At 64.1% G+C, this 23,884-nt stretch carries 20 protein-coding genes; 4 read left to right on the forward strand and 16 right to left on the reverse strand.

The window, feature by feature from the left end; translation table 11 throughout:
* Window positions 1-73: 73 nt before the first annotated feature.
* From ACUXVH_RS13085 to ACUXVH_RS13105, 5 genes are all read right to left on the reverse strand, one after another.
* Complete coding sequence (locus ACUXVH_RS13085) at window positions 74-367, reverse strand: hypothetical protein (RefSeq protein WP_015636856.1); 294 nt, start codon at window positions 365-367, stop codon at window positions 74-76.
* 229 nt (window positions 368-596) lie between these two features.
* A complete protein-coding gene (locus tag ACUXVH_RS13090; protein WP_019093113.1) occupies window positions 597-908 on the reverse strand; it encodes a hypothetical protein in 312 nt (103 codons plus the stop codon).
* Between the two features lie 347 nt (window positions 909-1,255).
* Window positions 1,256-3,676, reverse strand: a complete 2,421-nt coding sequence (locus ACUXVH_RS13095; protein WP_015636854.1) for a glucose/quinate/shikimate family membrane-bound PQQ-dependent dehydrogenase — start codon at window positions 3,674-3,676, stop codon at window positions 1,256-1,258.
* 117 nt (window positions 3,677-3,793) lie between these two features.
* Window positions 3,794-5,167, reverse strand: a complete 1,374-nt coding sequence (locus ACUXVH_RS13100; protein WP_011063168.1) for a carbohydrate porin — start codon at window positions 5,165-5,167, stop codon at window positions 3,794-3,796.
* Window positions 5,168-5,394: 227 nt separating this feature from the next.
* Complete coding sequence (locus tag ACUXVH_RS13105) at window positions 5,395-6,597, reverse strand: benzoate/H(+) symporter BenE family transporter (RefSeq protein ID WP_065365266.1); 1,203 nt, start codon at window positions 6,595-6,597, stop codon at window positions 5,395-5,397.
* Window positions 6,598-6,903: 306 nt separating this feature from the next.
* Here ACUXVH_RS13105 and ACUXVH_RS13110 point away from each other — a divergent pair, with 306 nt between their 5' ends.
* Entirely contained in the window at window positions 6,904-8,292 is a 1,389-nt protein-coding gene (locus ACUXVH_RS13110; RefSeq protein ID WP_053159944.1) for an aminotransferase-like domain-containing protein, read from the forward strand.
* Between the two features lie 65 nt (window positions 8,293-8,357).
* On the opposite strand, the gene ACUXVH_RS13115 is transcribed toward ACUXVH_RS13110, so the two are convergent.
* Entirely contained in the window at window positions 8,358-10,397 is a 2,040-nt protein-coding gene (locus ACUXVH_RS13115) for a TonB-dependent receptor (RefSeq protein WP_065365267.1), read from the reverse strand.
* Between the two features lie 265 nt (window positions 10,398-10,662).
* Here ACUXVH_RS13115 and ACUXVH_RS13120 point away from each other — a divergent pair, with 265 nt between their 5' ends.
* Both ACUXVH_RS13120 and ACUXVH_RS13125 read left to right on the forward strand, forming a co-directional pair.
* Window positions 10,663-10,893 (forward strand): VF530 family protein, encoded by a 231-nt coding sequence (locus ACUXVH_RS13120; RefSeq protein WP_019093117.1) that lies wholly within the window; start codon window positions 10,663-10,665, stop codon window positions 10,891-10,893.
* 8 nt (window positions 10,894-10,901) lie between these two features.
* A complete protein-coding gene (locus tag ACUXVH_RS13125) occupies window positions 10,902-11,570 on the forward strand; it encodes a Pr6Pr family membrane protein (RefSeq protein WP_011063163.1) in 669 nt (222 codons plus the stop codon).
* Between the two features lie 72 nt (window positions 11,571-11,642).
* On the opposite strand, the gene ACUXVH_RS13130 is transcribed toward ACUXVH_RS13125, so the two are convergent.
* From ACUXVH_RS13130 to ACUXVH_RS13140, 3 genes are all read right to left on the reverse strand, one after another.
* Window positions 11,643-12,428 carry a siderophore-interacting protein gene (locus ACUXVH_RS13130; protein WP_015636848.1) on the reverse strand — a complete coding sequence of 262 codons (786 nt, stop codon included), beginning with the start codon at window positions 12,426-12,428 and terminating at the stop codon, window positions 11,643-11,645.
* Complete coding sequence (locus ACUXVH_RS13135) at window positions 12,425-13,003, reverse strand: PadR family transcriptional regulator (protein ID WP_011063161.1); 579 nt, start codon at window positions 13,001-13,003, stop codon at window positions 12,425-12,427. The genes ACUXVH_RS13130 and ACUXVH_RS13135 overlap by 4 nt, the downstream gene beginning before the upstream one ends.
* Before the next feature lie 120 nt (window positions 13,004-13,123).
* The gene (locus ACUXVH_RS13140) at window positions 13,124-16,231 is read right to left on the reverse strand and encodes a transglycosylase domain-containing protein (RefSeq protein ID WP_065365269.1); all 3,108 of its coding nucleotides are present in this window, start codon (window positions 16,229-16,231) and stop codon (window positions 13,124-13,126) included.
* A 477-nt stretch (window positions 16,232-16,708) separates the two neighbouring features.
* Between ACUXVH_RS13140 and ACUXVH_RS13145 the strand changes: the two genes are divergently transcribed.
* Window positions 16,709-18,130: an amino acid permease gene (locus tag ACUXVH_RS13145; RefSeq protein ID WP_015636846.1), complete on the forward strand. Its 1,422-nt coding sequence runs from the start codon at window positions 16,709-16,711 to the stop codon at window positions 18,128-18,130.
* A gap of 101 nt (window positions 18,131-18,231) precedes the next feature.
* On the opposite strand, the gene ACUXVH_RS13150 is transcribed toward ACUXVH_RS13145, so the two are convergent.
* The 7 genes from ACUXVH_RS13150 to ACUXVH_RS13180 all read right to left on the reverse strand — a co-directional run bounded on the left by ACUXVH_RS13150 (window position 18,232) and on the right by ACUXVH_RS13180 (window position 23,842).
* Window positions 18,232-18,831, reverse strand: a complete 600-nt coding sequence (locus ACUXVH_RS13150) for a hypothetical protein (RefSeq protein WP_065365270.1) — start codon at window positions 18,829-18,831, stop codon at window positions 18,232-18,234.
* 8 nt (window positions 18,832-18,839) lie between these two features.
* Window positions 18,840-19,430, reverse strand: coding sequence for a papain-like cysteine protease family protein (locus tag ACUXVH_RS13155; protein WP_011063158.1), 591 nt, complete (start codon window positions 19,428-19,430; stop codon window positions 18,840-18,842).
* A gap of 240 nt (window positions 19,431-19,670) precedes the next feature.
* Entirely contained in the window at window positions 19,671-20,513 is an 843-nt protein-coding gene (locus ACUXVH_RS13160; protein WP_015636843.1) for an alpha/beta fold hydrolase, read from the reverse strand.
* A gap of 79 nt (window positions 20,514-20,592) precedes the next feature.
* Complete coding sequence (locus tag ACUXVH_RS13165; protein ID WP_011063156.1) at window positions 20,593-20,889, reverse strand: cupin domain-containing protein; 297 nt, start codon at window positions 20,887-20,889, stop codon at window positions 20,593-20,595.
* A gap of 76 nt (window positions 20,890-20,965) precedes the next feature.
* The gene (locus tag ACUXVH_RS13170; protein WP_019093120.1) at window positions 20,966-21,250 is read right to left on the reverse strand and encodes a putative quinol monooxygenase; all 285 of its coding nucleotides are present in this window, start codon (window positions 21,248-21,250) and stop codon (window positions 20,966-20,968) included.
* 63 nt (window positions 21,251-21,313) lie between these two features.
* The gene (locus ACUXVH_RS13175; protein WP_011063154.1) at window positions 21,314-22,933 is read right to left on the reverse strand and encodes an FMN-binding glutamate synthase family protein; all 1,620 of its coding nucleotides are present in this window, start codon (window positions 22,931-22,933) and stop codon (window positions 21,314-21,316) included.
* 108 nt (window positions 22,934-23,041) lie between these two features.
* Entirely contained in the window at window positions 23,042-23,842 is an 801-nt protein-coding gene (locus ACUXVH_RS13180) for a helix-turn-helix transcriptional regulator (RefSeq protein WP_011063153.1), read from the reverse strand.
* Between the last annotated feature and the right edge of the window lie 42 nt (window positions 23,843-23,884).

Below are 23,884 nucleotides of genomic sequence, written 5' to 3' on the forward strand. Positions count from 1 at the left end.
TTGCCCGACGCTGTCCCGCTGCTACACCGGGGCAGCCCGTCGCGGCGAACCTGGTTGGCCAGGGGCCAGCGGTTTATTGCTTGCTGCACTCGGCCGGCAGCGCTACTGCTCCACCCATGGTGGCGAAGGCGACCATGCCGCCGCTGGGCAGTACGCAATTGTATTCGCCGGCACTGGTGCTGGCGGTGAAGTAGGTCTGGGACGCGTCGCTGCGCACGTTGGAAACCGTGGAAACCGGCTTGCCAAGGGTGATCTGGGCGCGGTTCTTGAGGTCGTCGTTGCTCGGTTTGGCGATGGCGCAACCGCCCAGGGCGAGTGCCAGGAGGCTGAGCAGGGCAACGGGGCGGAGGCTGGACTGGAGTTTCATGATGAATCTTCCTTGGTGTTGTTGTGTTTTCAACGGCGCAGCCGCTCCCGACACCGCAGGCTGGCAACGGTGGGGAGATCAGATGGTTGCTCGGCACTATAGCCCCGGGTTGGGGGAGGGTCGATTAGCACAAATGGGCTAATGTCGCTTTGCAATTACGGGACTGCTGGGCAGGCGAACAGGGCCGCTTGAGAGGGCCGGCGAGGCGCCGCCGGTCCTGGAGCCGGGGTCAGGTCAGCAGTTGTTCCTGCAGGCGTCGGCCCAGTACGTCCAGCAAGTCGCAGCCATCGCGCAGGGGGATGACGCACAGCTGGGCGAAGTCCTGAAGCAGGGCCGGGTTGCTCTGCAGGTTGTCGTGGCTGGCGATGTTCTCCAGCAACTGGGTGGCCGCGCGGATGCGGTGCGCGGCGGCTTCGTGGAGAGCGTCCAGCGGGGCCTGGGTGTCCACCAGCAGGGCGGGGATGTTGTAGTCGTTGCTGGTGAGGGGCATGTATTGCTCCACGGCTTTGTCCAAAGTGCAGGCTACAAACAGGTCAGGCATTTGCGGGTGCTTTGCGCGCCTGACGATATGGGGGGCTTCCACACCCCTGTCACTGAGTTTTCAATGACCCCCAGACCTTAAGGGCAGAGCCCTTGAGGGGCAAGGTGATGCGATGGGACGTGAGTTGTAGGAATTTTCGGTGACCGTCCTTTGATGGGCTGCCGGTCGAGCAAGATGGAATGACAAGCCCCTTGTAGGAGCCGGCTTGCCGGCGAAGAGGCCCGCAAGCCATGCAGCGCCCGGGCCCGCGTCTTCGCTGGCAAGCCAGCTCCTACGCAGAGGGCGAACGGCACAAAAAAAGGCGGCTACCAGAAGGTAGCCGCCTTTTTCATGCCTGCCGGTAAAGCTTATTCCGACAGTTTGTAGGCAATGATGTAGTCGCCCATCTTGGTGCCCAGGGAGCCGTGGCCGCCCACGACCACCAGCACGTACTGCTTGCCATCCTTGCCGGTGTAGCTCATCGGCGTGGCCTGGCCACCCGCTGGCAGGCGGGACTTCCACAGCTCCTTGCCGTTCTTCACGTCATAGGCGCGGATGTACTGGTCCAGGGTGCCGCTGAGGAAGCCCACGCCACCACCGGTAACCATGGAGCCGCCCATGCTCGGCACGCCCATCGGCAGGCCGATCGGGATTGGCGAGCTGTCACGGCTGGTGCCGTTCTTGTGCTTCCACACCACCTTGTTGGTGGTCAGGTCGATACCGGCCACGTAGCCCCAGGCCGGAGCCTGGCAAGGTACGCCGAGCGGCGACATGAACGGATGCATGATCACCGCGTAAGGCGCGCCGGTGTTGGGTTGCACGCCCGAGGTCTCGCTTTCGCGCTTGCTCCCGGCAGCCACTTCTGCGCGCGGCACCAGCTTGGAAACGAAGGCCATGTAGTTCGGGCTGGTGAACAGCAGTTGGCGAACCGGGTCCAGGGACACGCTGCCCCAGTTGAACACGCCGACGTTGCCCGGGTAGATCAGGCTGCCCTGCACCGATGGCGGGGTGTACTGACCTTCATAGCGCAGTTCCTTGAACTGGATGCGGCACAGCATCTGGTCGAACGGCGTCGCGCCCCACATGGCTTTCTCGTCCAGTGGCGGCGGCAGCAGGTTCAGGTCCGAACGGGCCTGGGTCGGTGCGGTGTGGTCGCCTTCGACTGCGCCGGTCGGGGCCGGTACTTCACGGATCGGCACGATCGGGGTGCCGTCGCGACGGTCCAGTACGTACAGGCTGCCTTGCTTGGTCGGCTGGATCAGCGCCGGCTTGACGCCGTCCGCGGTCTTCATGTCCAGCAGAGTCGGCTGGCTGCCCACGTCCATGTCCCACAGGTCGTGGTGGGTGAACTGGTAGTTCCAGCGCAGCTTGCCGGTGTCGATGTCCAGGGCCACGGTGCCGGCGCTGAATTTCTCGGCGCCTGCGGTGCGGTTGCCGCCCCACTGGTCAGGCATCTGGTTGCCCAGTGGCAGGTAGACCATGCCCAGTTTCTCGTCGACGCTGGCCAGGGACCACATGTTCGGCGAGTTGCGGGTATAGGTCTTGCCTTCCGGCAGCGGAGTGGTCTCGTCCGGGTTGCCCGAGTCCCAGTTCCACACCAGGTGGCCGTCGTGCACGTCGAAGGCGCGGATCACGCCGGACGGCTCGTTGGTCGACTCGTTGTCGGTCACGTGGCCGCCAATGATCACCAGGTTACGGGTGATGGCCGCCGGGGAGGTGGAGTAGTAGCCGCCCGGGGTGAATGGGCCGATACCGGCCTTTAGGTCCACGGCGCCCTTGGTGCCGAAGTCTTCACAGACCTTGCCGGTGTCGGCGTTGATGGCGATCAGGCGCGCATCGGCGGTAGGCAGGAACAGGCGACGCGGGCAGCTGGTGGCGATGGCCTGGCCCGCGGGGGACAGGGTGGCCGGCTGGCTGATGGCGTCGGCGTTCTTGAAGTTGGCTTCGTCGTAGTACGACACGCCACGGCAGGTCATGTGTGCCCAGCCACGGAAGTCGTCGCCGTTGGGGCCCTGGATCTGCGGGTCGAAGCGCCAGATTTCCTTGCCGGTATCCGGGTCCAGGGCCAGCACCTTGCTGTGGGCGGTGCAGGCATAGAGCTTGCCGTTGACCTTCAGCGGGGTGTTCTGGTTGGTGATTTCCACCGGGTCTTTGTCGGTCGGCATGTCGCCGGTGCGGATGCGCCAGGCTTCCTGCAGCTTGCCGATGTTGGCCGGGGTGATCTGCTTCAGCGGCGAGTAGCGATCGCCGAACTCGGTGCGGCCGTAGGCCTGCCATTCACCGTCGGGGATGGCCGGCGCGGTGCTGGTCATGTCCGCGGTGTCGCGGCCCAGGTCACCGGAGATTTCCCCAGGGTTAGTGAACTGGCTGCCAATGGCGGCGCCACCGGCCAGGACCACGGCCACGCTCAGGGCAGCGGTGCCCAGCGGGGCCGGGCCATCGCGCAGCAGCGGGCGACGGAACCAGGGCAGCAGCAGGACCACGCCGAGGGCGAACCACAGCGACAGGCGTGGCACCAGTTGCCACCAGTCCAGGCCGATTTCCCATAGCGACCAGACGGTACTGGCGAACAGTACCAGGGCGTACAGGCCCAGCGCCGCGCGTTTACCGGCCAGCAGCAAGAGGCCGGTCAACGTCAGGCCGATACCGGCCAAAACGTAGTACAGCGAGCCGCCGAGCATGCTCAGCTTGATCCCCCCGGCCAGCAAGGCCAGGCCCATTAGCAGCAGCAAGATCCCGAGCAGGCTTGGCAGCAAGCGGCTCGGACTTGAAGCACCCTCAGTGCTCATAGTGTGGTTCTCCGTGACGTTTAGAGTGTTCCCGCGCATGTTCACTGTAGATGACGATCAGGCGCGGGCTTGGTTCAGCTGAAAACTGTGAATGGCGTCGTTGTGTGCCTGTCGGCCTTAGAACGAACTCTGGATCTTGATCCCGCCGATCAGGGCGTCGTCCACCCGGCTCACGCCGCCGGGGTGGCGGATGTATTGCAGGTTGGGGCGCACGGTCAGCCAGTTGGCCAGGTGCACGCCGTAGTACAGCTCGGCGCTGTATTCGGTGTCCTGGGGCGGCAGGTAGCTCGGGTTGTCGTAGTCGTAGAGCGCCCGGGCCTGGTTGCTGGCCTGGGCGTTCTTGCGGTACGCCGGGTTGACATGGACCCGGGCCAGGGCAAAGCCGATGTCATCCTTGGCCCGGGCATCGAACAGCCCCTTGTAGACCAGGCCCGCCTGGACATAGTTGTCGATGGCGTTGGTCTTCTTGTCGTGGGCGGTGACGTTGGCGAACAGGCTCAGGCCGCGGGAGTGGTCGCTGGCCTGGCTGGTGACCTGCTGTTGCGCGCCCAGCCACAGGCCGTGCTTGCTGGAGCTGCTGCGGTAGGCCTCGCCGGTCAGGGCTGCAGGCTGGCCATTGCCATCCTTGTAGACGTCGCTGGCCTTGGCGCTGCTGTAGTAGTAGCCGGCGCGGTACTCACCGGCCAGGCCGTTGAGTTTGGGTGTCCACACCAGTTCCACTGGCAGCAGTGTGCCCTGGGTGCCGCTGCCGCTGAGCTTGAAGCCGTTGTCGCGATCGAGGTTCGAGGGGTTCTGCTCATAGGCACCGATCTGCGCGTAGAGCTCGGCGTTCAGGTGGTATTTGACCCGCAGGGCCCACTGGCTGACCGGCCAGTTGTACCAGACGCTGCCGGCCCAGTTGCCCACCTGGGAGCCGCAGAACGCCAGGTTCTGGAAGTCGCAGGGAAAGCTGTTGAAGTCTTCGCCCTGGCCGAAGCGGCCGGCCTTGATGTCGAGCTTCTGGTCGAAGAATTTCTGCTGGTACCACATTTGCGTCAGGCGCCAGGTCTGGCCGCGGCCCCAGACTTCCTGGGCCGAGGTGAAGCCGCCGACCCGCGGGTCGTTGATCCGGTCGTTGCTGATGTTGTCGCCGTCGCGCTTGGTCACCGTCAGTTGGAATTCGGCGTCGTCCCAGCCGAGGATCTTCTGCAGGTCCAGGTGGCTGCCGAAGGCAAACTGGTCGCTGTAGCGCGCGGTGCGGTCGTGGTCGTAGCCACCGTGCAGGTTGGCGCCCATCTCGCCGACGTAGTCGATCTTGAAGTCGTAGCCTTTGTTGGCCAGTTCCGTGCGGGTGCCATTCCAGTCGCCGAGCATCCACGGTGAGTCACTGTCGAAGGCCGGTGCGGCCTGGGCGCAGGCGGCAAATCCAAGGGCGCCGAGCAGGCTCAGGCTCTTGGGCAGGGCGACGGAAGTCAGGACAGCGCTGTCTTTTAAACGCTGAAAAGTGGGCATAGGCATTCGGATAAGGTCTTTTTCTAGGAATAGGCAGAAGCAAGGGCATGGCGCGTAGCATCGATGCAGGTTGATCGAGAACGGCAGGCCACTGATTTCAAAGGGAAAGATGAAACGGTTCAGCTTTATTAGGGGGCTAAGGATAAAGCGCCGTCTCCGGGAGAGAAAGCGCTTTTATTGACATGAACAGTTTCGCAATCGGTAACAGTTCCCGGCCCGGGCTCTGCTCAGCGTGGGGCGCTGGCTTGGGCGAGGCTGGGTTTGTGCCGGGTGTGGCTCAGGGCAAAGTGCGCCACCAGGCCGAAGATCAACCCCCAGAACGCGGCGGCCAGGCCCAGGAAGCTCATGCCCGATGCCGTGACCAGGAAGGTGATCAGCGCTGCTTCACGCTGTTTTTCGTCGGCCATGGCGCCGCTCAACCCGGCGTTGATGGCGCCGAACAGGGCCAGGCCGGCCAGTGCCGCAATCAGTTCCTTGGGCAGGGCGGCGAACACCGAGGCCAGGGTCGCGCCGAAAATCCCCATGAGGATGTAGAACAGGCCGCAGGCGATCCCGGCGATGTAGCGCTTGTCCTTGTCTTCATGGGCTTCGCGGCCGGTGCAGATGGCAGCGGTGATGGCCGCCAGGTTGATCCCGTGGGAGCCGAACGGCGCCAGCAGTGCCGAGGTGATGGCTGTCCAGGAAATGATCGAGCGGGCCGGGGTGTTGTAGCCGGCGCTGCGCATCACCGCCATGCCCGGCACGTATTGCCCGGTCAGGGTGACCAGGGCCAGGGGCAGGCCGATGTTGATGATGGCGTGCCAGCTCCACTCGGGAGCGATGAAGATCGGCTGGGCCACCGCCAGGGTGATGGCACCGCCATTGAGTTCGCCCAGGCCTGCGGCCATCGCGCAGCCCACCAGCAGCACCGCGAGGATCGCGTAGCGGGGTGACAGGCGCTTGCCCAGCAAATAGGTGGCGATCATCGCCAGCACCAGGGCCGGTTGCAGGCTGACCGAAGTGAACAGGCCGGCGCCGAAGCGGAACAGGATGCCCGCCAGCATGGCGGCGGCAATCGCCTTGGGCAGGCGGCTCATGAGCTTGTCGAAGGCCCCGGAAAGCCCGACCAGCGCGATGAGCAATGAGGCCACGATGTAGGCGCCGATGGCCTGGGGCAGCGACACCGTGGGCAGCATCGACACCAGCAGCGCCGCGCCGGGGGTGGACCAGGCGGTGATCACCGGCACTTTCAGGCGCCAGCTCAGCAGCAGGCCGGTGAGGCCGCTGCCGATGGAGATGGCCCAGATCCACGATGACACCTGGTCGCTGGGCAGATGGGCTTCGCGGGCGGCCTGGAACACGATGATCAAGGGGCCAGCGTAGGAAATGATCACGGCGATCAGGCCGGCGATCACGGCGGAGAGGGACAGGTCCTTGCTGAGACTGTGCATGGCATCTCGACTGGGCATGGGTGGGAGGGATTGAGTCGATTGGGTTGGTGCTGTATGAGTGTATTTCAATGAATTGAATCGATTCAATTGTTTCTCGGGATGGCTCTACCGAAGTTGGCTGTGGTTTGTTGATAACTTACTGATTTATAGGAATTTATAGATCATATAAAAATTTTTTAGCGGTTTTGAGTCGCCAGTTTGGCTTGAAGATCGAATCAATTTTCCAAATGAGTCGATGTTAAGGGGCGATCCATGGCTGTGATATGCTCCGGTCCACCTCAACGCAGCCGATGGTCATCAGCCTCCATGTGGGTTCCCCAGTTAAGCGAGTTCAATCAACCGGTCTACCTGTCCATCGCCGACGCCCTGGCGCGGGATATCGGCAGCGGTTTGTTGAATGATGGTGACCGCTTGCCGACTCTGCGCGAGCTGGCGGTAACCCTGAATGTCACCCCTGGCACCATCAGCCGCGCCTACAGCGAAGCTCAGCGGCGCGGGTTGGTGCAGGGCGAAGTCGGCCGCGGCACTTACGTGCTGGCGCAGCCGCCGCTGGTGTTGCCCGAAGGTTCCAGCGCTCCGTCCCTGTCCCTGGGGCAGGCCGAAGCCCTGGACCTGTCGATCATCAAGCCCTACAGCGAAACCCTGGAGTACTGGTTGCGTGGCGCCCTGGTGGGCATGGCCCGCAGCAGTGACTTCGGCCGGGCGCTGGACTACGCCCCCGATGGAGGCCACCCGGCTCATCGCGAGGCCGGGGCGCAGTGGTTGCGGCATTCCTTGCCCGAGGCCAACTGGCAGCAGGTGGTCATTACCTCCGGTGCCCAGCACGGGCTGATGGTGGCCATCAGCGCCCTGAGCAACGCCGGCGACCTGGTGCTTTGCGAGTCGCTCTGCTACCCGGGCATCATCTCCGTGGCCCACGGCCTGGAGCGGCGCCTGCGGGGCGTGGCCATGGATGAAGAGGGGATACTCCCCGAGGCCCTGCGCGAGCAGTGCCTGCGGGAAAAACCGGCGCTGCTGGTGTGCGTCGCCAGTTGCCAGAACCCCACCACGGCGATCATGTCGCCAAGGCGTCGGGCGCAAATTGCGGCAATCGCCGAAGAGTTCGATTTTTTGATCATCGACGACGATATCTACGGCTTTCTCGCCACCGATCCGTCGATCAAGCCGCTGTCGAGCTATGCGCCGCAGCGTTCGGTGTACCTCACCAGCCTGTCCAAGGCGATCATGCCGGCGTTGCGCGTGGGTTACCTCTACAGCCCGCCAAAGCTGCTGTCGCGGCTGAGTTCCATGGTCCGTAGCAGCGTGTGGATGCCGTCGCCGCTGACCGCGCAATTGGCCAGCAATGTGATTGTCGAAGGCTTGGACCGCAAGCTGGTACAGACCCAGCGCAATGAAGCGGCAGCGCGCCAGGCGATTGCCCGGGACGTGTTTGCCGGCCTGGAGATCCGGACCCAGCCCCACAGCTATCACCTGTGGCTGACCTTGCCGGAGCCCTGGACGGGCGATGAGTTCGCCACCCTGGCCCGAGCCAATGGCGTGCTGGTGATGAGCGGCAGCCAGTTCCAGGTGGAACGCGGTGCCAGCTCCCGTTGTGTGCGGGTGGTATTGATGTCGCCCACCACCCAGGACGAGTTGCGCTTTGCCCTGACCCAGCTGGCCAGCCTGATCGAGGCTGACCCGCGGCGTTACCGCTAAGCCCTTGGCCGGCAAGCCGGCTCCTGCGGGGCCGTGTAGGAGCCGGCTTGCCGGCGAACAGGGCCTTAAAAGGTAGTACGCAACCCCACTTCCACACTGCGCCCGGCGGCCGGCGCGATATCCCGCAGGATCGAGCTGGCATAGCGCACGGTCTGGTTGGTCAGGTTCTCGCCCTTGACGAAGGCCAGCCACTGGCTATGTCCGATATCGAAGCGATAACCGGCACTGGCGCCAAAGGTGGTGTAGCCATCGGTGCCGCTTTCGTTGTCCGGCACCCGGCCCTGGCTGGCGGCATGTTGTACATCCAGGCGTGCCTGCCAGCGGTCCAGTTCCCACAGCAGGCCACTGTTCAGGCGCAATGGAGCGATGCGGGGCAGGTCCTGGCCGTTATCCAGGTTCTTGGCCCGGGTGTAGTCGCCGGACAGTTCCAGGGCGAACTTGCCGTAGGCGTTTTCCCCCAGGGTCCAGCGATCCTGGGCCTCGATCCCACTGAAGCGTGCCCGCACTCCGCTGTAGGCGTATTCCGGGATGCCTGTCGCATCTTCTTCGCCTTCATCGTTGAGGGTGCGCCCCGTGCCCAGCAGGCCGATGTAGTTGGAGAAGTGGCTGTAGAACACGCCGACGCTGCCTTTGTGGATGCCGTTGTCGAAGCGCAGGGCCAGGTCGCTGGACACGGCTTTTTCCTTCGATAGCTTGGCGCTGCCCACTTCATAGGTGCCGGTGGCGACGTGGGCGCCGTTGGCATACAGCTCGTAGAAGGTCGGGGCGCGCTCGGTGTAGCCCAGGGTCGCGGCCAGGGACCAGACCGGGGTCAGGGTGTAGACCGCCCCCGAGGACAGGCTGCCGGCGGTGAAGCTGCTGGACTTGTCGGCCTGGGCGAAGCGTTCGTTGCCCTTGCTTTCCGGGTCCACGGTGGTGTGTTCCAGGCGCCCGCCGAGGCTGAGCCGCAGGCGTTCGGTGGCTTGCAGTTCTTCGAGGATGAACAGCGCGCCGCTGTTGGTATCGGTCTGTGGCACGAAGGCTTCTTCGCCCAGGGCGGAGAATTCGTTGCGGTTGACCTGTGCACCGATCACCCCTTCGAGCGGGCCCAGCGGCTGGTGCCGGGCCTCGACACGGGCCTCGTAGCCCTTGTTCTTGAAGGTGGTGCCGGTTTCGCCGCCCTCGATCTCGCGGTGTTCGTAGTCGGTGTAGCCGGCGTTGAACTTGAGCGAGCTGAACGGGCCCTGCAGGTTGCGCAGTTCCGAAGCGAAGGCGTAGTGGTCCTGCTTCATGCGGATGCGCACGTCTTCTTCGGCGGGGGAGCCGTAGTTGGAGTCGTAGTTGCTGTAGGACAGGCCGGCATAGCCGTCGTCCCAGGTGTAGGAACCGCCGATGGCACCGCCGTCCTGGCGACCGTCGCTGTTGCCCAGGCGGCCTTTCTTGCCATCCCCGTCTTCACTGGCCGCAGCGTGACGGCTGCGGGCGTAGCCGGGAATCTTCAGGTCATTGAACTGCCGCGAGTTGGCATCCAGGTGCAGGGCAAAGGTGCCATCGCCGGCTTCCAGCTTGCCGGCGCTGCTGCGGGTGGTGTCGGCGCCGCCGTAGCGCAACTCGCCCGCCCCGTGGATGCCCTCGATGGCCTCGGTGGGAATCCGATTGTCGAAGCTGTTGACCACCCCGCCAATGGCGTTGCCGCCGTACAGCAGGGCCGCCGGGCCGCGGACGATCTCGATGCGCTCGACGTTAACCGGGTCCAGGGGCACCGCATGGTCGTAGGACAGCGACGAGGCGTCGAGGGCCCCGACGCCGTTCTGCAGAATGCGAATCCGGTCGCCATCCAGGCCGCGAATGATCGGCCGGCTGGCCCCCGGCCCGAAGTAGGATGAAGACACGCCCGGCTGTTTGTTCAGGGTTTCACCGAGGCTGCCTTTTTGTTCCAGGGTCAGTTGGTCGCCTTCCAGCACAGTGCTTGGGGCGGCCAGTTCGGTGCTGCCCAGGGGGTTGGCGGTGATGACTTGCTGGGGCAATTCCACGGCATGGGCCTGGGAGGCGATCAGCAGCGCGGCGGACAGTGGCGACAGGCGCCAGAGCAGGGAGCGAGAAGGGCGGTGAGTTGAGCGGGACATCGGTCATTCCTTGGCGAACAGAGCGCTAGGCGCTTTGAGTCAGTGAGCAGGCGGGACACGGGGGTGCCCAAAATGCGGGTGAGTTGTTATTGATTGATACAATATAACATCTCTTTTATTTCGAAAAGCCAGGAACTTTTCGCTGTTCATGCCCGATCGCCTCGGTGACGGGCTGCGACTACAGTTACTCAAGCGTGCTGGCGCGGGGCCAAGCCCTCGGCTAAGGTGCGCGGCTTTCCTCATTTTCTTCCCGCAAAGGCCTGGCATGACCGACACCCACACCGACCCGCTGCATGGCGTGACCCTGGAACAGATCCTCAAGGCGCTGGTGGAACACTACGAGTGGTCGGGGCTGGCTGAACGCATTGATATCCGCTGCTTCAAGAGCGACCCGAGCATCAAGTCGAGCCTGACCTTCCTGCGCAAGACGCCCTGGGCGAGGGAGAAGGTCGAGAAACTCTATGTGAAGTTGCAACGCACCAAGCGCCCGCTTTAAGGAGCCCTATGGCTGGCTTCTCGCTGCCGGGGCTGTGCACTCGGCGTGGCCTGATTGCCGTGGCGGCGATCCTTGGCTGGTTCGGGCTGACCGTCCAGCTGTACCTGATCCTGCTGTTGCGCTGGGACAGTGGCGCCAGCCTGCTGGGCGGGCTGGTGAACTTCTTCAGTTTCTTCACCGTGCTCAGCAATACCCTGGTGGCCAGCGTGCTGACTTGCGCCCTCAACCTGCGGGTTTCCAAGGGGCAGGCGTTCATGCTCCAGCCCTGGGTCAGCGGCGCCGTGGCGGCGAGCATTCTGCTGGTGGGGCTGGCCTACAGCCTGCTGTTGCGCCACCTCTGGCATCCCCAGGGTTGGCAATGGCTGGCGGACGAGTTGCTGCATGACGTGATGCCGCTACTATTCCTGGTCTATTGGTGGTGTTGCGTGCCCAAGGGCGGGCTGCGGATGAGGCACATCGGGTGGTGGACGCTCTACCCGATTGTGTATTTCGCCTACCTGTTGCTGCGCGGGCACTTGCTTGGGCTGTACCCCTATCCCTTCATCTCCGTGGACAGGCTGGGCTACCCCCGGGTGCTGCTCAATGCCCTCGGGATATTGGCGGGGTTCGTCCTGGTATCCCTGCTGTTGCTGGGGCTGGACCGCTGGCTGGGTAAACTCCGGTCCCGGGCCCCGTAGGAGCCGGCTTGCCGGCGAGGGGGCCCTTGGGACCGCCTTCGCTGGCAAGCCAGTTCCTACCCTGATGCGCGATTATTCTTCTTCGCTGCTGTCCAGGCGCCAGTAACCGGCGGCCTTGACGAATTCGTCGTTGAGCTGGTGCTCATCCAGCAGCACTCGACGCACCTGGCGCGACACCTTGCTCTCGGTGGCTACCCAGGCATACAGCTTGCCTTGCGGCACCTGCACCTGGCGCACCGTGCTGATCAGGTCCTGCCCGCCTGCGTCCCGTTCAACCCAGATCACCTGCACCTGGGCGGCGCTGTCCAGAGCCTGGCGTTCGGCGGCGTTCTGCACCTCGATCACCGCCAGCACCTGGCGCCCGGCCGGCAGTTCTTCCAGGCGCCGGGCAATGGCCGGCAGCGCGGTTTCATCGCCGATCAGCAGGTAGCTGTCGAAGATATCCGGCACCACCATCGAGCCCCGTGGCCCGCCGATGTGCAGGAACTGGCCCGGTGCGGCCTGTTCGGCCCAGGTGGAGGCGGGGCCGTCGCCGTGGAGCACGAAGTCGATGTCCAGTTCGCCCAACTCCAGGTCGTAGCGGCGCGGGGTGTAGTCGCGCATGGCGGGCATCGGGCCGCTGTCCTTGCCCGGGCCCAGTACCAGGGTTTCCAGGGCGGCTTGCTGTTCGGCGTTCTGCGGGAACAGCAGCTTCACATGGTCGTCGCTGCCCAGGCTGATGAACCCGGCCAGCTCAGGGCCGCCCAGGGTGATGCGGCGCATGCGCGGGGTCAGGTCGACTACGCGCAGCACCTCCAGGCGGCGGCGCTTGATCTCGTGCATGACCCGATGGATGGACAGTTCTGGGCTGGCAGTCATTGGCTTTTCTCCGGGGCGGGGTGGCTCACAGGACCATCGACAATGGCCTTGGCGGTGTTGTTCAGCAGGTCGCGCACCCGAAGGATTTCTTCCGGGCTCCAGCGGCCATGGTGCATTTGCAGGGCGTGGCGCAGGTTGTGCACCGCCTCGTGGATTTCAGCGGGGCGATCATGTCCGCGCAGGGAACGCTTGCTGACCTCGATGCGCATGCGCACGCCGTCCAGGGCGATGGCCTGCTCCTGCAGGGAAAGACGTCCGGCGTCGGTCACGCTGTAGCGCTTTTTGCCGCCTTCGGCATCGCCCTGGATCATTTCGCTTTCTTCGAGAAAGGTCAGGGTCGGGTAGATCACCCCGGGGCTGGGGCTGTAGGCGCCGTCGAACATGCTTTCGATCTGGCGGATCAGGTCGTAGCCGTGGCAGGGCTGCTCGGCGATCAGCGCCAACAGCAGCAGCTTCAGGTCGCCGGGGGCGAATACCCGGGGCCCGCGGCCACCGCGTTCGCGGCCCGGGCGGCGTTCGAAGATCTCATGGCTGTCCCCGTGCTCGCGATGGGGAGGGTGGTGGTGCTCTCTCATTTTCTCTATCTCCGTTTCGATTTAGACATAACTTAAGATATATCTTAAGAATGACGCAAGCACTTCTGCCTGCGGCAAAGCTGCCGTTTGTCGGAGAGAGAGGGGGCTGCCTGTCGTGATTCAGCGTTGCGCCACGCTGCCCAGGCATTGGGTGCCACTGCCCGGTTGCAGGTAGGGCATGAGGATCGGCGCCATGCCCTTGAGCACCTGCACCGGCAAGGCCGAGGTGAATCTGAAGGCCTGGGCCGAGGCCCCCGGCACGTAGGCGGTAAGGGTGCCGAAATGGTGGTCGCCGATGTAGAACACGAAGGTTGCGGTGCGGTTGATGGATTTGGAGCTCAACACCCGCCCGCCGGCGCCAATGGCTTCGATGCGGTTGTCGCCGGTACCGGTCTTGCCGCCCATGGCCAATGGCGTGCCATCAGCCAGCTTGAAGCTGCCGGACACCCGTTTCGCGGTGCCGGCATCCACCACCTGCGACAAGGCTCCGCGCAGCGCCGTGGCCACCTCCGAGGGCATCACCCGCTTGCCCTTGTCCGGGTCGTTGAGCAGGCGGGTTTCATAGGGCGTGCCGGCGGCGAAGTGCAGGCTGTCGATGCGCAAGGTTGGCAGGCGCACGCCGTCGTTGAGGATGGTGCCCACCAGTTCCGCCAACGCCGCGGGGCGGTCGCCGGAGCTGCCGATAGCAGTGGCCAGGGACGGTACCAGGTGGTCGAACGGATAGCCGACGCTCTGCCAGCGCTGGTGGATATCGAGGAAGGCCTCGATCTCCAGCATGGTGCGGATACGGCTGTCGCGGGCACTGCGATGGCGGCTCTTGAACAGCCAGCTGTAGACCTCCTGGCGCTCGAACTCGCTGGCCTTGACGATCTGGGTGAAGTTCGCCTCCGGGTTGTTCATCAGGTAGCCCAGCAGCCAGAGGTCCAGGGGGTGGACCTTGGCGATGTAGCCCTGGTCCGGCAGGTCATAGGCGCCGGGGCCGTAGCTGGCGTAGAGCTTGTCCAGGCGCTCGTCGGTGAGCTTCTCGCTGACCTTGGCGCTCTTCATGTGGGCCCGGACGAAGCGGTTGAAGCTCTCCTGGCTGGCGTCCGGCAGCAGGTAGCGGTGCACGGCGGCGAGGCGGATTGCCGTGGGGTGCATGCTGTCGAGGAAGGTTTCCAGGCGCGACTGGGTGTCCTTGTTGCGGTACTTCTTCCAGAAACGCAGCAGGAACGAGGTGCCCTCACGGTCGGCAAAGCGTGCCAGGTACTCCTGGCGCCGCGGGTTCTGGTCGTCCTTGAGCAATTCGGCGCTGCTGCTGTCGCCGCCATAAGTGCTGTAGCGCACCAGGTCACGCATCAGGCGGATGAACGGCAGGTTGATGGATTCGCGCAGGGCATCGCGCAGGGTCGGGCTGCGGCCGTTGTCTTCGTTGCGAAAGTTGTGGAAGTGATGCACCCCGCCACCGGTGAAGAAGGCCTCGCCGGGGCTGGCGGAGTAGGTGCGGTCCAGGGCGGCGTCGAGCATTTTCGGCAGGCTGCGGTCGCTGTTCTGCATCAGGTAGTCGAGGGCCCAGCGGCTCAGGCGGTCCTGCTCGTTCACCGGGATCTTTTTCAACTGCGCGGGTGTTTGCGTGGCGTACTTGTCGTGCAGCTCGGAAATGATCTGCAGGTAGGTGGTCAGCACCCGCAGCTTGGCGGTGGAGCCCAGTTCCAGCTTGCTGCCTTCGTTGATGTCGAAAGGCTGGTCGGTGCTGTCGGTCTGCACCCGCACCCGCGAGCCGTCGGGGGTCAGTTCGAACAGGGTGAAGCTGTAGCGCACCTGGGTGGTGCTGGTGGGGGTCAGCAGGCGTTCGCCTAGCACACCAATCTGCGCGGCGAAGGCCGGGTCCGCAAGGTGCTTGAGGTATTCGGTGGCCTGGCGCTGCAGGTCGCTCTGCAAGGTGCTGGTGGCCGAGAGGTCGAGGCGGTCCAGGTCATACAGCGGTCGGTTGAGCAGGGCGGCGAGGCGGCTGCGGGCGACGCTGATGCCCTTGTTGGTCTCGATCGGCTGAATGGTCGGCTGCTGCTGCCAGTCGCGGTAGGTCACCTGGCTGGCCAGGGCGACGCTGCTCAGCGCCGGGTCGATGACGTTGTTCTGTGCCAGCAGGCGGATATGGCTGTCCGTCAGTTCCGCCAGTTCTGCGCGACCCTTGGCCAGGTAATGGGAGGGACGGCGCTGGGCAATCATCAGCGACAGCACCTGGCGCAGGGCCAGCCCTCGTGCGGCGAGGCTTTTCGAGTCCATGGCGGTGCTGCCGAGCACCTGGTTGACCTTGTCGAAGTCAGCGCCATACCAGACCCGCAGCCCCTCGGCCATGCCGTGCACTTCGCCGTGGCCGGGCACTGCGGACAGCGGCACGCTGTTGAGGTAGTCGCGCACGATGCGTTTGCGGGCCTCCAGGGTCTGTGGGCCGTCCTGATAGGCCCGCACGCTGGCGGAAACCATCTGCCGGATCTTCTCGCCCCCGGATACCGTCAGGCCATCCGGCGAATGGCGGTATTTTTCCAACTGGGTGGCCAGGGTGCTACCCCCGGCGCTCTGCCCCGGCAGGTGCAAGAGCCGGGCGATCTGCGACCAGGCGGCCTTGGCAAAGCGCGGCCAGTCCACCGCCGGGTTGGCCTCGGCCGGCTTGGGGGCCAGCAGATCGCGGTTCTCGATGAACAGCAGGCTGTGCACCACCAGCGGCGGAATGCTGGCAAAGCTCTCATACAGCTGTTGCGGGTAATTGAACTGGTACAGGGGCGCGGCGCGGCAGTCGGTAATGGACAGGCCAGCCTGGATCTTTTCGGTGTAGGGCACGAAAAATCCGCTTTTGCTGTAGTCCATCAGTGCCGGGGAGAAACGCGTCTGGGCGTCGATCAGGTAACCGCGCTTGAGCAAGCGTGGCAGGAACTCCCCCAGGGCGCTGTAGCCCAGGCGCCGGTCGAACGGCCCGGCACCGGGATAGAGCACGGCATCACTGGGGCCGGGCTCCAGGGAGTAGCTCAGGTCAGCGGCCAGCCGGCTGAATTCCCGGGCCTGGAGTTTCGAGGTGCGCATCTCCCGGGCAGCGGCAAAGCCAAGGGCAATCAGGGCGATCAGCAGCAACAGCCAGAACAGGCGCCAGGCATAACGGCGGGATTTGCGGCGTTTCGGTAAAGGCGTTTCGTCCTCGCTGTGGCTTGGCACTGCGTTCTTATGCGAATCGGTCTGCCACAGAGCGCCCATAGTCGATTGATCCATTCACGCAGATTGATCGGACTTGCCTGAAGCTTAGTCGGTGGTGGGCGTCGGTGAAGAAAATGTGAAAACGACCCGGCCCCGCTTCTGTGGCGAGGGAGCAAGCTCCCTCGCCACAGGGTAGAGCCTTTTCCCAGGTAAATACGCCCTAGGTAGGGGCATGACGATGCACCAGGCCTGTGCAATACTCCCGGCCCTTTCCGAGTGAGGTTTCAGGGCAAAAAGCAGGTAATGCTTCTCCGTGAAAGCGGTATTTGCCGAGATTTCTCTCTGAATATTGCAACTTATAGAGTGAAAAGCCCTGTCGGGAGCTTTTTATACTGCGCACCCCGCTGATCTGGCAGGTCTTGTCCTACCAGACGCTCCGTCCCACAAGGCCGGTGCGGTCGAGCAAGCTTCGGCTATCCGCTGGCGCTTCGAAGGCTCGGTGGTTCATATCCAATAACAAAATGAGGTTGTATCTCTATGCCAGTTGGCAACCAACTGCCCCACGGCGAGACCGCTCAGGGCGGCCCGCTGAAACGCGAACTCGGCGAACGGCATATTCGCTTGATGGCCCTCGGCGCCTGTATCGGTGTCGGCCTGTTCCTCGGCTCGGCCAAGGCCATCGAAATGGCCGGCCCGGCCATCATGCTGTCCTACATCATTGGCGGCCTGGCGATCCTGGTGATCATGCGCGCCCTCGGCGAGATGGCGGTGCATAACCCGGTCGCAGGTTCCTTCAGCCGTTACGCACAAGACTACCTGGGCCCGCTGGCGGGCTTTCTCACCGGCTGGAACTACTGGTTCCTGTGGCTGGTGACCTGTGTTGCGGAAATCACCGCAGTGGCGGTGTACATGGGGATCTGGTTCCCCGATGTGCCGCGCTGGATCTGGGCCCTGGCGGCCCTGGTGAGCATGGGCTCGATCAACCTGATCGCGGTCAAGGCCTTCGGTGAGTTCGAGTTCTGGTTCGCCCTGATCAAGATCGTCACCATCATCGCCATGGTGGTCGGCGGCATCGGCATCATCGCCTTCGGTTTCGGCAATGACGGCGTGGCCCTGGGCATCTCCAACCTGTGGACCCACGGCGGCTTCATGCCCAATGGCGTGACCGGCGTGCTGATGTCCCTGCAGATGGTGATGTTCGCCTACCTGGGCGTAGAGATGATCGGCCTCACCGCCGGTGAAGCGCGCAACCCGCAAAAGACCATTCCCAACGCCATCGGCTCGGTGTTCTGGCGCATCCTGCTGTTCTACGTGGGCGCGCTGTTCGTGATCCTGTCGATCTACCCGTGGAACGAGATCGGCACCCAGGGCAGCCCCTTCGTGATGACCTTCGAGCGCCTGGGTATCAAGACCGCCGCCGGCATCATCAACTTCGTGGTGATCACCGCCGCGCTGTCCTCCTGCAACGGCGGCATCTTCAGCACCGGGCGCATGCTCTACAGCCTGGCGCAGAACGGCCAGGCCCCGGCCGGCTTCGCCAAGACCTCGAACAACGGCGTGCCGCGTCGCGCCTTGCTGCTGTCGATCTTCGCCCTGCTGCTGGGCGTGCTGCTGAACTATTTGGTGCCGGAAAAAGTGTTCGTCTGGGTGACCTCCATCGCCACCTTCGGTGCGATCTGGACCTGGGTGATGATCCTTCTGGCCCAGCTCAAGTTCCGCAAGGGCCTGAGCCCGGCAGAACGTGCCGGCCTGAAGTACCGCATGTGGCTGTACCCGATCAGTTCCTACCTGGCCCTGGCCTTCCTGGTACTGGTGGTGGGGCTGATGGCCTACTTCCCGGATACCCGTGTGGCGCTGTATGTCGGCCCGGCGTTCCTGGTGCTGCTGACAGTGCTGTTCTATCTGTTCAAGCTGCAACCGACCAATGTCCAGCAAGGTTCGGCGCGGTCGGCGTCCTGACCTGCGCTTCGGTGATGCGGCTGGCTTGAGCATCCTGGACTGAAACGCTGAGACCAGAAATCCGGCGACCTGCAAAGGCCGCCGGATTTTTTTTGCCCGGGTCAACCGCCCAGGGTGCCGCTGGTATCGGCGTCGAAGATGGCCTTGGCCTGCAGCGCCGCCGGCGCCAGCAGGGCGAGCAACGCCGTTTCGCTGTGGAGCTGATGGGCGGCCAGGGTCTTGGGTGTCGGCTCGATGGGAATCAGCACCTCTTCGCCGGGCCCATGCAGCCAGATCGCCGTGACCTGCAGCGCCGAGATGAACAGCAGGCGCAGTTCATAGCTTTTTCCCTGCAGTTGCGGCGCCTGTTCCGCCAGGTCCAGGGCGTTGACGGCGGACGCCGCCAGGCTGCCATGGTTCAGCGCAGAGAAGCCGACCTTGCCGGCCACCTCGGTCAACTGCGCATCGGCAATCGACACTCCGGCATCGAACACCAGGTAATGCCAGTCACCGGCCTTGGCCTCGGCCAGCCCCTTGCCCTGGGCCAGGTCCTCCAGGCTCAGGGCGTAGCCGCGAAAGGCCTGGGACAAATTCAGGTTACGGGCACGGGCCTTGGCAAACCCGCGGTTGATACCGAAACCCTGGGTCTGCAGGGCCGCCTGAAGGGCCGAGTGCAGGTGCTGGACGCCATCGACAGGCGCCTTGGGGTAAGTCAGTTGCATGTCGCCTCCTAGTTTTTTCGGGTGAAGTAGGTGTGGGTCCAGTTGCCGCCGCCGTTGTAGGAACCGGGGAAACTGTTCAGGGCGCGGGTCGAGTAACCGTAGATCGAATCCGCCACCAGGATGTAGCCGCCATCGCTGCCGTAGATCGTCAGGAAATGCGCACCGCCGCCGTACCAGGCACAGCGCAGGCCCACGGGGCGGCCCATGCCGAGCTGGTTGTCGATGGCCGGCATTTGCATCCGGTCCTCACGCATGCCGCCGTAGCAGCGGGTGGTGCGCAGGGCCGAATCCAGGTAGCCGTAGACGTTGCACGGCCCGGGCTGGCTGCAGCAGGAGTTGCGGCCCAGTTCGGCGTTGGCCACTCCGCACTGGGTCCAGGAACCGGTGCCGTAGTAGTTGCCCACCGATGCGGACAATGCGGCCCAGCACCAGTTGCTCTGGGTTTGCTGCTGCACGCTGAAGTTGAGCCGGGCAGCGGCCTGGGGCGCAGCTTCGGTGTGTGGATCGACTTCGCTCAGTTGCGGGTCGAGCAGGCTGCCGGCCAGGCACTGGGGCAGGGCCTGGGGAGCGTCGCCTGGGGTCAGGTTGCTACTTAACATGTTCATCCTCCATGAATGAAATCCAGCCTCCGGCTGGTGTCGTCGTTGCGTGTCGGGCTACTGCGCGTAGCCGGACCCGGGACATGACGCTGCGCTGGGCCAGCCTCGATGGCCTGCGTTGACCGGGTCTGCAAACAACCTTAGAGGATTGATGCGTCAATGCAATTAAAATATGCGTTTATGCATATTGTCTGCCGTGGACGTCCCTGGAAAGAGGGGCATCCATGGCGATGGCCGGGGCTATTTTTCGTCGAGGAAATGTTCCAGGGCTGCATTGAACAGGCCCGGGTCCTGGAGGAAGGCGAAGTGGCTGACGTTGGGCAGGATCAGCAGCCCGGCGCCGGGAATCGCCTGGGCCATGTATTCGGTGTGCTCGCGCTTGATGGCTTCATCGTGGTCGCCATCGACGATCAGTACCGGCGTCTTGATCTTCGCCAGGTCGGCGTCGCTCCAGTTCGGCTGGCTGGCCCACATGTGGCCGATCTGCTCGACAAAGGCCGGGTACTCCTTGGGCGTGGGTGACAGGCGGGTGTACTCCTGGCCGGCGCGTTCGATGTAGGCGGCGAAGGTCGGGTTGTTCTCCACGCCTTCCTTGACCCCTGAGGTCTGGGTGTTGGCGGCGTAGGCGAAGACCTTGCCGACCCGCTGCGGGTAACGCATGGCCAGGTCCAGGCCGAGGATCGCGCCGTCGCTCCAGCCGACGAAATCGGCGCGGGGGATCTTCAGCTGGTCCAGCAGGGCGATCACGTCGTCGGCCATCAGGTCGTAGCCGTAGGGCCGGGCGTCCCGGGTGCTGCGTCCGTGGCCGCGGCTGTCGACGCTGATCACCGTGTGCCGGGCGGCCAGGGCCTTGGCCTGGAGCCCCCAATAGTCGGCATTACCCAGGCCGCCATGCAGCAGCACCACCGGTGAGCCGTGGCCGAGCTTGCTGTAATACAGGCGGATGCCGTTGACTTCGGCATAACCGGCTTGCGCCCCGGCCACCGGGGCCGGTGTGGGCGGCAGGCTCTGCCAGCGTTCGCCGGCAAAGGCACTGTTGAAGGACATCAGTAAAGCGATCACTGCAAACAGACGACGAGGCATGGGCTTCTCCGTGCATGGGCCCTCTGGTCGGACCGAGCTTGGGCAGGTGGTTACCGCGATTGAGTCGATGCGAGACAGGCTAGACGTCGATGATCACCAGGGTGCCGTGGCTGCCGGGCAGCACGCTATGGGCCTGGCCGGCCTCCACCAGGTACATCTGGCCCGTCGCCACTTCCACCACGGCCTGGCCAATGCCCAGGTGCAGGCAGCCCTGGGTCACCAGCAGGCCTTCGTTGAAGTCGTGGGTTTCTTCCGGGTAGGGCTGGCCGTCCATGCGCAGCACCTTGATGCGGGCCGGGCCGACCTGGCCCACCAGCGTGGATTGCCAGGGCGCTGGCAGTTGGCGGGACAGTTGTTCGAATGACAGCAAGGGCATGTCGGGTCTCCGAAAGGTCAGTGGGATTCGGGTCTGCTTTCGGTGGTCCGGTCAAGCAAGGTCTGGGTCGGGTTTTCTAGAACTCGTTCATCAACAGCACGCGGCATTCGCGGCGCTGAAAAGCATTGATCTGCGGCACCAGGCGGGTGAAGTGCTCGGTCTGGCAGTGGGTGTCGAGGGCCGCTTGGTCCGGCCACTGTTCGACGAAGATGAAGTGCCCGGGGTCTTTCTGATCGACGAACAGATCGTAGGCGATGCACAGCGGTTCCTGGCGGGTTTTTTCCACCAGTTCGGCGTACCACGGGCGCACGGTGTCCAGGTGTTCGGGCTGGATGAAATCTTCAGCGATGACCTTGAGCATTGCAATCTTCCTTGGGTGACGCCCCGCGCTCCCCGGCAACCGGGGAGCACTGGGCAGTGGGGCTTAAGCGGCGGCTTCGGTGTTGGGTTCGAAGCTGTCGGCCCGGGCCAGTTGCCACATGCGCGAGTAGAACTCGCCGTTGACCTCGCCGGTGAGCAGCTCGCCGGGCTTGAGGAACACGTGCAACTGGGAGAACAGCTTGATCTCGGTGGCCGACATGCGTCGCACCAGGTGCTTGGCTTCCAGTTGCGAAGGGTGTTGCAGGCCGGCGGCAGCGAGCATTTCCGCCAGTGCCTTGAGGGTGTTGCGGTGGAAGCTGAATACCCGCTGGGCCTTGTCCGGCACCACCAGGGCGCGCTGGCGCAGGTTGTCCTGGGTGGCGACGCCGGTGGGGCACTTGTTGGTATGGCAGCTCTGGGACTGGATGCAGCCGATGGCGAACATGAAGCCCCGGGCCGAGTTGGCCCAGTCGGCACCGATGGCCAGCACGCTGGCGATGTCGAAAGCGCTGACGATCTTGCCACTGGCGCCGAGCTTGATCTTGTCCCGCAGGTTCAGGCCCACCAGGGTGTTGTGGACGAACAGCAGGCCCTCGCGCATCGGTGCGCCGATGTGGTCGGTGAACTCCACGGGGGCCGCGCCGGTGCCGCCTTCCTTGCCGTCCACCACGATGAAGTCCGGCAGGATGCCGGTTTCCAGCATGGCCTTGGCTATGCCCATGAACTCCCAGGGGTGGCCCAGGCAGAACTTGAAGCCCACCGGCTTGCCGCCGGACAGCTCACGCAGTTGCTGGATGAAATGCATCATCTCGATCGGGGTGGAAAAGGCGCTGTGGCTCGACGGTGATATGCAGTCCTCGCCCATGCGGATGCCCCGGGTGTCGGCGATTTCCTGGGTCACCTTGTGCTTGGGCAGGATGCCGCCGTGGCCAGGCTTGGCGCCCTGGCTCATCTTGATCTCGATCATCCGCACCTGGGGGTTCTGCGCCTGCACGGCGAAGCGCTCCGGGTCGAAACGGCCGTCGCTGGTGCGGCAGCCGAAGTAGCCGCTGCCCAGTTCCCAGGTCAGGTCGCCGCCGTGTTCGCGGTGGTAGGGGCTGATGCTGCCTTCACCGGTGTCGTGGGCGAAGTTGCCGAGCTTGGCACCCTGGTTCAGGGCGCGGATGGCGTTGGCGCTGAGGGAGCCGAAGCTCATGGCCGAGATGTTGAACACCGAGGCCGAGTAGGGCTGGGTGCATTGCGGGCCGCCGACGGTCACGCGAAAGCTGTTGGGATCACTCAGGGGCGCCGGGCGCATGGAGTGGCCGATGAATTCGAAGCCCGACTGGTAGACATCGATCAGGGTGCCGAAGGGTTTGTCGGCGCTTTCGTTCTTGGCCCGGGAGTACACCAGGGAGCGTTGGGCGCGGGAAAAGGGCAGGGCGTCGCTGTCGGATTCCAGCAGGTACTGGCGGATCTCCGGGCGGATGCCTTCCACCAGGTAGCGTATATTGCCCAGGATCGGGTAATTGCGCCGCACCGCGTGCGGGCTTTGCAGCAGGTCGAAGATCCCCAGCAGGCTCAGCAGGCCGGTGACCAGGGCGAATGGCCAGAGCCAGTCGTGTTCGAGAAAGGGCAGGCTGGCGAGGGTGAAAATCACACAGGCGGCAAAGAAGGCGTAGCGGCTCAGAAGGGACAGGCTCATACGGTTTCCTTGGTTCGGACTCATTAAGGTCGTTTATCAGTACTCATTCTTATGGGGGCACAAGATCTTATTGTTGTGTGGGGCTGCCGGGGCGGCCCTGAAGGGGTATCAGGCGCTTTGCGCCTGGAGAAAAATCGAAAACAGCTCGGACTGGGATTTGATGCCCAGCTTGCTGTAGATGTGCTTTTTATGAACTTTCACGGTTTCGGCGGAGATTTCCAGCTTACGAGCGATCTCCTTGTTGGAGCAACCGCTGAGCATCAGGCGCCCCACATCCAGCTCCCGGGCGGTGAGTTGTGCGCCCCGCAGTTGTTGCATGGAGTGGTCCAGCTGGCTGCGCCAATCGGGCATTGGATGCAATTGCGCTGGGTTGTCTTGCTCAATGCTTTCGTGGGGCAGGCGCTGGCGCAGCAAGGCCACCACCCAGGGCTCGATCAGTGACAGCAGGGCGATCTGGGGTGGGGCGAAGCGTTGTCGCGAACCCAGGGACAGGCACAGGGTGCGGCCGTCCGCCAGCTGGCAATTGAACTGGATTTCATCGGCCACCACATTCAGACGAAAGTAGCGTTGGTAGTACTCGGTCAGCTGGAAGTGTTCCGGGGCCACTTCCGCCAGGCGCAGCAGGCCGCTGCGCGATTGTTCGCGGCTGGCAACGTAGAAGGGGTCGAGCAGGTACAGGCCGTTGAGGTAGTCCTGGAACAACTGGTCGGGGCTGCCGTCCTCCCCCGGGCATTCGGCGAACACCAGGGGTTTGCGCTCACTGCAAAACAGCAGCGCCACCCAGCTGTCGAAACTCACGTACTGCTCCAGCAGGCGCACCAGCTGGGGCCAGAAACTGGCCTGGTCCAGGGCTTCGATCATCTGCCCCACCGAGCGGTGCCAGGCGATGTCATCCAGCGACAATGTCATGCATCTACCCCTATCGGGTTACCCCGGCTGCGTGATTTGCGG

The sequence above is a fragment of the Pseudomonas sp. 8(2025) genome, assembly GCF_052665325.1.